Below are 9,818 nucleotides of genomic sequence, written 5' to 3'. Positions count from 1 at the left end.
CGTTGAGGTGAGGCTGGATCTTAAAGACGGTTGAGGCAGCTGTGCTGCCGTGCTCGTCCCGCAGGGGCGCTACGTTCTGGCTCTACCGCCAGATAAGAAAGCGTTTTCAGGCGGGTGAATTCCACCTCAATGACAGTCTCCGCCACCGCCATCTTTCTGATGAACTGGTACCGGGAGGGGAACAGGCCGGCGTGCTGGCCGAAATGAATATTCCTTTTTTGCAAAAACCGGTTAAACCGCAGCTCAGGGCGCTGGAGTCCGAATTGCACCGGCAGTGGAAAGCCTTCAACCGCGAGCTGAAGCAGGGGAAACTGAAACATCTGGAATACGATGCAGTAACGCAGAAACTGACCTGGCATAAGTCCGTGGTCAGCCGTCATAAGGCGCAGGAGAAGCGATTTTATGAGCAGTTGCCATTCTGCGATGTGACCGACGTCTTTCGGTTTGTTAACGGACAGTGCCGGTTTCTTCATGCCATGAAGCCGCTGCAACCCCGCTATGCAAAAAAGAATGCCGATGCAGACAGCCTGATGGCGGTCATCGTTGCCCAGGCGATGAATCACGGTAATCATGTGATGGCACGAACCAGCGATATTCCGTTCCATGTGCTGGAAACCACGTACGAACAGTACCTCCGCCTGGCGTCACTGGTCACGGCCAATGACTGCATCACCGATGCCACAGAAGCACTGCCGATTTTCCCGCACTATTCGTTTGATCCGGAAACGCTTTATGGTGCCGTTGACGGTCAGAAGTTTGCCATTGAACGGCCGACAGTAAAGGCCCGGCATTCACGTAAATACTTCGGCCGCGGTAAAGGCATAGTGGCCTACACGCTGCTGCGTAACCACATCCCGATCAACGGTTACCTGATTGGCACGAACGACTATGAAGCCCACCATGTCTTTGATATCTGGTACCGCAACACCTCAGAGGTGAAACCCACGGCCATCACCGGCGATATGCACAGTATAAATAAAGCCAACTTTGCGATCCTGCACTGGTTCGGCCTGCGCTTTGAGCCTCATTTTACGGACCTGAACCGGCAGTTACAGGAGCTGTACTGCATCAGAGATCCGTCGGTCTATAAAAAATGCCTGATCCAGCCCGCCGGACAGATTGACCGGGACCTTATCATCCGCGAAAAAAGCAATCTCGATCGCATCGTCGCCACGCTGGGGCTGAAAGAAATGACGCAGGGGACGCTGGTCCGCAAACTGTGCACGTACACCACGACCAATCCGACCCGCCAGGCATTATTCGAATATGACCGGCTGGTCCGTAGCATCTATACGCTGAAGTATCTGCGCGATCCGCAGCTGGAACGTAACATCCGACGTTCCCAGAACCAGATTGAATCTTATCACCAGCTGCGAGCCGTAGTGGCCAAAGTCGGCGGAAAGAAAGAGTTAACCGGGAAAAATGACATTGAAACAGACATCAGTAACCAGTGCGGGCGGCTGATTTCCAACGCGATCGTGCATTACAACTCGGCAATCCTGTCGCGATTGCTGGAACGACTGGAAGCGGAAGGCGATGCCAAGGGCATTGAAGCTCTGACCCGAATATCACCGGTTGCCTGGCAGCACATTTTGCTGAATGGACATTATACCTTTCAGAGCAGCAATGAACTTATCGATCTGAATGTGCTGGTTGCCGGGCTGAAACTGGGATAACGGGAATTTCGGCGGATCCGGCATTGATCCCCTTAGAGACGGTTGAGGCTGCAGCTCTAAAGTGGTCGCTCTGCTTATAGAGCAAAAACCGGTCAATTTATATTTATTTAGCAAAAAATATTATTATTATCTCAGTATGCATCATGCTTATTCTATATTAAAGAGCTAGACTGATTAATCTGAAGCAGAAGCGCACCAACACTGCGTAACTGTGACCCGCACAAGGATAAAACGATGGTAGTTATCCATAAAGCGTTGGATGAATGCAGTACCGGGTATCCGGTCTTTTATGAGAGTGATGTGGATATTCACCTCCCCCCCAAAATTGGCGTAGACTGGCAACTTAGCGGACAGCAAAAGCGGGTCGTCACGCCGGGACAGAATGAAGAATACTATCTGGCCGAGGTGTTGCATACACAGCAGCAGAGGAAAATTTCGGCGTTGTTTATCAGCCTGTTTAAGCTTCTAAAGGTGAGTTACCCCCGGGCAAAAAACATCACGCTGATTATCTATAACTACATCATACACAAGAGTCGTAAAACTCAACCCGGCCTGAAGGCGAACCCGAAGCTCAGTTTACTCGCTGGGGTGAACTATGTTGTACGATTTTGGCTGGAATTTTACTACATAATAACGTGTAACCATCAGTGCTATTCAATTAGGCAGTTGCTGAGAAAAGTTCATCATTTTATGGGAACCGTCAGTCCATCCACGGAGGAAAAAATTGGCTGGCGAAAATGTAGCGATATTAAGTGAGGTTATTTAGGAGGTGGAATAAGTTAATTTATGTACTGGAGAGAAATCTAACATCGATTTATTCAAGGAGAATGTATGCCGGTTACTATTAAACAGACTCAAGAAAATTCCCTTACCGCCTATCATGGCGTTAAATTTGGGGATGTAGATACTGTCTTAAGTGGAATTAAACGTCCAGATGGTTCAGCAGGTAACTTTGACAATGAGTGGAAAGGTTTCTATGTCGCAGATCAGCAGCGTGGGGCAATAGGATATGCCACGGTTTCTGATGAATATGCAAATGCAGCCATGGCAAAAGGGGATTACAGCGCATATGAAAAAGCAGGGGCCTTATTAAAAGTTGATTTCCCTGGGCCTGTCACTGTAGTAGAAGTAAATTCAGAAGCTGAGGCGGTTGGAATAAAAAATGCACTTGGTCTTGATGCAAATAAACCACTAATTGACCAAATGGGAGACCCTGCCACTATCCGTTCTAAATGGCCAGGCTCAAAATTAGTGGTTCTTAAAAGGGAAGTTGAGACACTTCCAGGAACTTACGAAATAATTATTCCGTGGAATCTCGCCGAATCAGGAAAGCCAGAAGTAGTTGAACGTTTTGATAAATTAAAATACGGGGAAGATGCTCGACAGGCTTTAGACTCCAAGCTTAGCTGTGGCGTAAGTACTCGCTCCTTGATATCAGTTTCTACCGGAGACAGAATATGTGGTCTGAACTGGGGCAGCATAAGAGAAAAAGCCGTCGATAAAGCCAAATCAGTCACATCCGACAAAAAATTTATCAACTCTTTGCCCAAGAGAGGAAAAAACAGCCCTGCCAATAAAAATGACATAAACACAATCTACGAATCATCAGCGAATCACTCCACCCTAAAAGGAGGAAGTGAAGTTATCCATAAGGCATCATTATTACTGTGGGTCGCTAATACTGCCGATGTTTTAACTAGTAATTCGTCATCAACTCTGGATAAAGCTACTGCCATTATCGGGATTGTACCTGGCATTGGGGATGCTTTTTCACTGGCTGATTCTATTGAGCATGATGATGTTGAAGGCATTATCACCAGTTCGATTGCCTTAGCGGCATTTACCGTTGCGCAAGCTGTACCCGTGGTAGGCGAACTCGTCGATTTAGCCTTACTTACAGAAGCAGCTATTTCATCGCTCGTTAACGTAATATCTAATTATATCCAGTCGACGCAAAGACCTGCCGTAACACTGCCAGGGACTATTTCTCCGGTAACTGTTAACGGTATAACACTAAAATGGCGTTCAGAGGCAGATAAGACAATTTCATTGACTCCAGATTATGGCCGCAAAGTTCAGATTTTAGAAATTTCTGCAGAACAGGGTAAAAGTGCCCCTCTGGTTGCTATTGTAGGGCATCAGAATGACGGCTATTTCAATCTTGAGCCAGAGCGGGTGATTATCATCCAAGACGATAAAATAACAACCGTTAACACATCATTTTTATCTCAGAAGTCAACTTACGTGGCCTTCCCGACTTCACCAATAACAGTAGCATACGGACGTCCCGTTTCTCTACGTCTCTCATATGCGACTAAAAATACTGGTGACCAGACGGTCAGAGCCCCATTCATAAATATCGCAATTGGTAATAATGGCCAATCAGCGCCACCTGCACCACTTGACGTACCGCAGGGCGTTAATGATCTCCTCGAAAAAAATTTCTGGGTGTCAACTCGATTTTATGTCCACAGTACCAAAGAGAGCTTCTCGAAAGTCAGCTATTTCAACCAGGGCGGCTATGTGGCCAGTCTAGAAATTTCTATCGGGAGTACAGTTTTATCGACGAGCAAGCTAGCTGTGGGACAAACAGAAGTTATAGATCTCACAGGGCATAATATACCCGATGGCTCAATATTAAGCACAAGAATCAATATTAGTGCTGGTCCATACAAAGATGGACCCCAAATAAACTATGGAATAGGAAGTGGCGAGACAGCCAATCTGAAATCATGGGGAACAATATTCAGCCCACAGCTTGATTTTGGCTAATCAGCAACCCATCTGTCACCAGTGATGAGCGAACGGAAAAATCTGGGGTTCCGGCGTAGAACCCCATGTTTATCAAAAAGATAAGCAAGTAACTGAGCATCATTAAGCGCGTGGTTATCGGTCAGGCGACGTAAAATGCGCTCGATATCTCCCGTGCTTTCGGTCAGTCGGCTCAGTTGGCGATGCATCTCGCCAGAGGCGTAATTTTTCTTTGCCAGCAACGATACGGCATGATCATACAGTTCCTGTTCAGTCACGGCTCACTCCTTTTGTCGTAATATAAACGGCACGGGGATCTGCCAACATGTCGCCACGGTCATCACGTCGGGTTTCCCCGCAGTACCGCCAGCAGGGCCTGGGTGTCCAGCCGGCCCACACCGTCGCTACCGGCCAGCAAGTCCTCAGCCAACTGGCGCTTTCGGCCGTGCAGGGCGACCATCTGTTCCTCGATGGTGTCTTCCATCACCAGACGGTATACCGTGACCGGGCGCTCTTGTCCTATTCGATGGGCGCGATCGCTCGCCTGGTCTTCAACGGCCGGGTTCCACCAGGGATCGAGATGAATGACGTAATCGGCGGCCGTCAGGTTGAGTCCGGTACCGCCGGCCTTCAGGCTTATCAGGAACAGGTCGCCCTCGCCGGACTGGAACGCGGCCACCCGCTTCTCCCGTTCGGTCGGCGAGGTTGAACCGTCCAGGTATTGACAGGCGATGCCCCGTTCATCCAGCGCCGTGCGCAACAGCGTCAGATGGTCGACGAACTGGCTGAATACCAGGGCCTTGTGGTGGTTTTCCTGCAGCTCGGCGATGATATCCAGACAGGCCGCCAGCTTGCTGCCTGCCAGCGGGAGGTTATCCAGCACCAGTGACGGGTGGCAGCAGAACCGGCGCAACCGGGTGATTTCCGTCAGCACCTGCAGCGGTTTGATGTCGTCACCGCCACTGTCCAGCCGCGCGACTGCCTGCTGGCGCAAGGCCTCGTACCAGTGTCGTTCCTCGTCACTCAGAGGAATGGTGTGGAGGATATCGGTGCGCGGCGGCAATTCGTCCAGTACCTGCGATTTGGTTCTGCGCAAGATAAACGGCTTAAGCAGCTGCTTCAGCGTGGTACCGGCCAACCGGTCACCCTGCTCAATCGGCGCCGCAAATCGTTGATTGAACAGTTTCAGCCCCCCAGCAGCCCAGGGTTGAGGAACCGGAATAGGCTCCACAGTTCGCCCAAGTGATTCTCGATTGGCGTGCCGCTCAGCGCCAGGCGGAAATCCGCCTTCAGCGCCATCACGGCGCGTGCCCGTTGGGTCTGTGCGTTCTTGATGGCTTGCGCTTCATCCAGCACCACGCTGTGCCATTGCCGGTCAGCAAACGCCGGAGCATCCTGCAGCAGCAGACCATAGCTGACCACCACCACATCGAATGCGCCCAGGTCCGCTGTCTCGCGTCGGAGCCGATAGTCCCGCAGACGGAGTGTGGGGGCGAACCGTTCGCTTTCGCTCAGCCAGTTGCCGGCAAGGGACGTGGGGACCACCACCAGTTGTGGTCCGCCCGGGGCGCGTTCGAGCAGCAGAGCCAGTGCCTGCAGGGTTTTCCCCAGCCCCATGTCATCGGCCAGGCAGGCGCCGACACCCCACTGCGCCAACCGGGACAGCCAGCAGAAGCCGGCCTGCTGGTAGTCGCGCAGTTCGGCTTTCAGCGTGGACGGTACCACGGGCTGATGTTTTTCCCTGTCCTTAAGCCCGCGTAGCTGCCGGCGCCAGTCGGCGTCACCGCCTAACTGCCCGGCTTCATCGGCGAGCGTTTTCAACATCGGCAGCGTCAGCGTATTGAGCGTGAGAGAGTCACTGTCACCGGCCAGCAGGGCTATCTGCTGCAGGCGCTGGCGCAGCTGATTATCCAGTGCCAGCCAGTCCTGCTCGCCGAGGCGGATGAACCGGCCGCGGCTTTCCTGCAGGAGGGCCAGTACCTGGCGCAGCTGCAACACCTTGCCGTCATCCAGTGCCAGTTCGCCGGACAGGGCAAACCATTCGCCCTGCCGGCGGACATGCAATTTCAGGGCCTGCATATCGCGACGTCCGCCCAGACGCAGGCGTTCACCTTCCGGCCAGACGCATTCAAGCTGCGCCGGGTCAATTGTGCGCAGTTGCGTCAGTGCCTCCAGGGCGTCCTGGGTATCGGTCAGCTGCCATTCGGTGGTGTCCGTTGTCGACGTTTCGAGTATAGGGCAGGCCGTCAGCACCTGCCGCAGCCGTTGTTGTTCTGCCGGCAGGTCGCGGCGGGTCTGTATCGCCTGGCCGTCGTGCTCGCCGTTGACGATGTCGCCGCCCCGTCCTGGCGGGAAAGCGGTGCCGTTGGGCAACGGGTGTACACGAAGTTGCAGACGCAGCCCCTCGCCAAGCGGCAGCAGATGCGCATACAGTTTTTCATCCGGGGGGACATGCGGAATGTGGGCCGTCAGCTCGGGCAGATTGGCCTGGACCGGCAGCAGGGGCGCGATGGATGACACCGACTGCAGGACCCGGTCGCGGGCGCTGGCCGGAATGCGCAGTTCCCGGCCGAGAATGCCGGCTATCTTGCGATGTTCGTCACTGACCGGATACACCACCAGGCGGGTCGGCGTTTCTTTTTCCCAGAGCAGTCCGCGGCTGTCGCTGATGCCCGGCGGGCGGAGCGTGAGGGCGAGATGTTCCCCCTCCTCCGTTATCACCAGCGTCACCTGCCCGGGTTCAATGTCGATGCGTATGTCCGGGGCGTCCTGCCAGAACACCGCCGGGTGGCCAACCAGCGCCGGCAAGGCGGCCTCCGCATCCAGCGTGTAGGTGCCGCTGTGCCCGTAAAAGGAATACGCGGAGGTGTAGTGAATGTGCCTTAACGCCTGCCGGTCCTGCGCCAGCAGCCAGGGCAGCGTGTCGGCCGCGTCGTTGAGGCGTTTGAGGGACAGCGGGCGCCCTTTGGTCCAGCCGTCCCGGTTGTATTTTTGCTCCCGGGGCTCCAGCGTCAGCTCGTAGCGATGCAGGGTCAAAAACCAGGCCATGCGGGATGTATTGGCGTTTTCCGCCGCCGTCAGCTGGCTCAGGGCGTCCAGGGCGTATTCCCATGACGCCCTTCGCCGATACAGGGCGCTCAGCGGATGAGGCAGTTGGGGCGCCTGCTGACGGTATTGCTGATGGAGCAGGTCGGCAATGTCCTTCTCCAGCCGGTGATAGCCGCGGGTGGCCAACTGTTCTCTGAATATCTCGAGACGTTGCTGCCCGCGTTCGCCGTCTTCGGTATCGCTTCGCCAGTGCCGGAGCAGCGCCAGCCAGACGCCGGCCATGCCGATGAGTGGCGTCGTGGCCTGTTCGGGTGAGGTGCCCTGCGGCGGCTTACCTTCGCATTCATGCAGCAGACCCAGCAGCAAAACCCAGCCACTGCCGAACCCCTCCTCGATGGCATGGTGGGCCAGTTCCCGAAGTGTTGCGGTATACGCAGGCTCATGATTGGCCAGCAGCGTTAACGCGGCCATCATGGACGGCAAGGGGGGCAGGTGCAGCTTGCGTTTGCGCGTGGCCTTGCGGTACTGACTGACGAGCAGCCGGTATGCCTCGATCGCCGTGTCTTTTTGTCCGCGGCACAGTGCCATCCAGCCGGTGACGGTCGGGGGCAGTTCCCCCTCCCCCGCTATTTGGTCAAGGCGGCCCTGGTCGCCGCGCCACAGGGCCTGCAATGCCAGGGGTTCTCGTAACGCAGGTGGTGTTGTGCTCCGTGCCTCGCTGAAGGTGCAGGCATACTGATAGAGTGCGGAACACTCCGTGAGGCGATAGCAGGCATCAACGAGAAAGCTGGCCAGCAGCGCTATCTGAATACCCTCGTTCAACAGCGCAAAGGTATGCCTGCCGGCCTCGTCAGCCAACAGCTGAAAAGCCGGATGTGCCTGTGGGGAATACCCCGGATTTGTTATCCATTCGTCCAGGTATTGCGGCAGGGCCGCCTCGTCTCCGGCGAGAAGCGCGTGCCACATCCGGGCCCTGCGTGTACGCAGGCCGCTGAACAGGCGTGAATGGCCAGGGTGATGCGGGAAGCCCCCCAGACTGCGGGGTGAGTGGCCATGTAGCGGTAAACCCCATTATCATGACCGGCCAGGTGGTAGCGGTTGTTCCTTTCCAGCAGCCATCCCTGTGCCAACAGCACTTTCAGCGCTTCCGCCATTTCCGCGGGATTCATGCGGCGGTGGGCAGCGGGGCTTATCTCCAGCTGATGCAGGTTATCCAACAGGGCGGATTTTGCCAAATCGTCATGCAGGGCGAGCTGGCAGAGGATGGCGGTGAGAGGGATGGACAGATGCGCAATCCCGGTCTCCGCGTTGTCAGCGCGTGAAGGTGTGTTTTTGTGTCCGGTCATGGTATCACCCTGTTAACGTGACCTCAGCACCGCCGGCTGCGTGTCTGCCGGCGACGGTGGGTCAGGTGCCGCTATCTCTGTCCTTTTACCGGGCTGCGATGATGTCGTTTACGCAGGCTCCAGCGCGATGGTGTGGCAGGTCGCCGTGCTGTTAAGTCGGCGAGTGCCCAGCCCGTATTCTGCCATGACGTGCATAAACCGGTCGGCGTCACCGACCACCCGAAAGGTGACGGGGTGCAGATGGCGGCCGTCCTGGGCAAAAGCGGCATTCAGCGCCGTTTTTTCGACATAGAACCCGTTATGCTGTGACGGTGTCGGCACGACGCCGGACTTCCACTCTTTCGCGTCCAGCACATAATTGTCCCAGCCCTGGTCTTTCAGAGTTTCAGAAGCGTAGGTGAGCCGGAACAGGTCGGACTGAGCGGCCAGGTTGCCGCTGCAGGAGCGAAAGAGGTAGTCAAGATGCTGGCGCAGTTTGCCCGCCGGGCCGTGTTTGCGGCCACGTTCGAGTAACCACTGGATATCAATCGCGACGCTCCTGGGGAAGCGTTTTTGCTTTTGGGCGGTGGCCAGCCAGCGGATCAGGAACAGGTTTTCGGCATAGGGCGTGCCGGCGATACCGTCCTGGCGCGCCAGCCCCAGTGCTGCCAGGGCGCAGAACGCCAGATGGCTGAGCGCTGAGGTGGTGTTTTCCGGGGAAACGGATGCGGTTTTATCTGTCAATGGCTGCCCTGCCCGTCGACGCAAAGGATTAGTGGCGAATTTGGGCCAGGTCGTCAGCGGTCAGCCCGGTCATTTTCATCACCGAATCGCGATCGAGGCCGTTGGCCAGCATGGTGCGGGCAACTTCGAGTTTGCCTTCATTGCGACCTTTCTCAATACCGCGTTGTTCACCCAACTGGATACCTTTCTGGATACCCTGTTCGATACCCTTCTCGATACCTTTTTGTTCAAGCTGTTGTGCGATGGTCATCAGTTCCTCCTCGTGTTGCGGAAC

The 9,818-nt window shown here is 55.2% G+C and carries 7 protein-coding genes and 2 pseudogenes; 3 read left to right on the top strand and 6 right to left on the bottom strand.

What is annotated here, in order from left to right; genetic code table 11:
- Positions 1 to 74: 74 nt before the first annotated feature.
- The 3 genes and pseudogenes from AC4PR2_RS26560 to AC4PR2_RS26550 form a co-directional block, all read left to right on the top strand.
- Positions 75 to 1,676, top strand: a pseudogene (locus tag AC4PR2_RS26560) (Tn3 family transposase); the annotation flags it as partial.
- 186 nt (positions 1,677 to 1,862) lie between these two features.
- Positions 1,863 to 2,432 (top strand): annotated as a pseudogene (locus AC4PR2_RS26555) (transposase); the annotation flags it as partial.
- Positions 2,433 to 2,507: 75 nt separating this feature from the next.
- The gene (locus AC4PR2_RS26550) at positions 2,508 to 4,448 is read left to right on the top strand and encodes a hypothetical protein (protein ID WP_492175742.1); all 1,941 of its coding nucleotides are present in this window, start codon (positions 2,508 to 2,510) and stop codon (positions 4,446 to 4,448) included.
- On the opposite strand, the gene AC4PR2_RS26545 is transcribed toward AC4PR2_RS26550, so the two are convergent.
- The 6 genes from AC4PR2_RS26545 to AC4PR2_RS26520 form a co-directional block, all read right to left on the bottom strand.
- Complete coding sequence (locus AC4PR2_RS26545) at positions 4,445 to 4,705, bottom strand: hypothetical protein (protein ID WP_492175741.1); 261 nt, start codon at positions 4,703 to 4,705, stop codon at positions 4,445 to 4,447. The two genes, AC4PR2_RS26550 and AC4PR2_RS26545, sit on opposite strands and share 4 nt — an antisense overlap.
- Positions 4,706 to 4,767: 62 nt before the next feature.
- Entirely contained in the window at positions 4,768 to 5,658 is an 891-nt protein-coding gene (locus tag AC4PR2_RS26540) for a DEAD/DEAH box helicase (RefSeq protein WP_492175740.1), read from the bottom strand.
- Positions 5,613 to 8,441, bottom strand: coding sequence for a DEAD/DEAH box helicase (locus tag AC4PR2_RS26535; protein WP_492175739.1), 2,829 nt, complete (start codon positions 8,439 to 8,441; stop codon positions 5,613 to 5,615). Before AC4PR2_RS26535 ends, AC4PR2_RS26540 begins: the two co-directional genes overlap by 46 nt.
- Complete coding sequence (locus tag AC4PR2_RS26530; RefSeq protein WP_492175738.1) at positions 8,378 to 8,821, bottom strand: hypothetical protein; 444 nt, start codon at positions 8,819 to 8,821, stop codon at positions 8,378 to 8,380. Before AC4PR2_RS26530 ends, AC4PR2_RS26535 begins: the two co-directional genes overlap by 64 nt.
- 108 nt (positions 8,822 to 8,929) lie before the next feature.
- Positions 8,930 to 9,544 carry a DUF2913 family protein gene (locus AC4PR2_RS26525; protein WP_492175737.1) on the bottom strand — a complete coding sequence of 205 codons (615 nt, stop codon included), beginning with the start codon at positions 9,542 to 9,544 and terminating at the stop codon, positions 8,930 to 8,932.
- A gap of 28 nt (positions 9,545 to 9,572) precedes the next feature.
- Positions 9,573 to 9,818 (bottom strand): Rpn family recombination-promoting nuclease/putative transposase (locus AC4PR2_RS26520; protein WP_492175736.1); only part of this gene is annotated, 246 nt, incomplete at its 5' end.

Source organism: Serratia sp. A07 (assembly GCF_058725505.1).
This window is presented reverse-complemented; position numbering and strand designations above follow the sequence as displayed.

Coding starts and splice junctions, on each gene's coding strand:
- AC4PR2_RS26550 (WP_492175742.1), top strand. CDS start 2,508: ATGCCGGTTACTATTAAACAGACTCAAGAAAATTCCCTTACCGCCTAT.
- AC4PR2_RS26535 (WP_492175739.1), bottom strand. CDS start 8,441: ATGTGGCACGCGCTTCTCGCCGGAGACGAGGCGGCCCTGCCGCAATAC.
- AC4PR2_RS26530 (WP_492175738.1), bottom strand. CDS start 8,821: ATGACCGGACACAAAAACACACCTTCACGCGCTGACAACGCGGAGACC.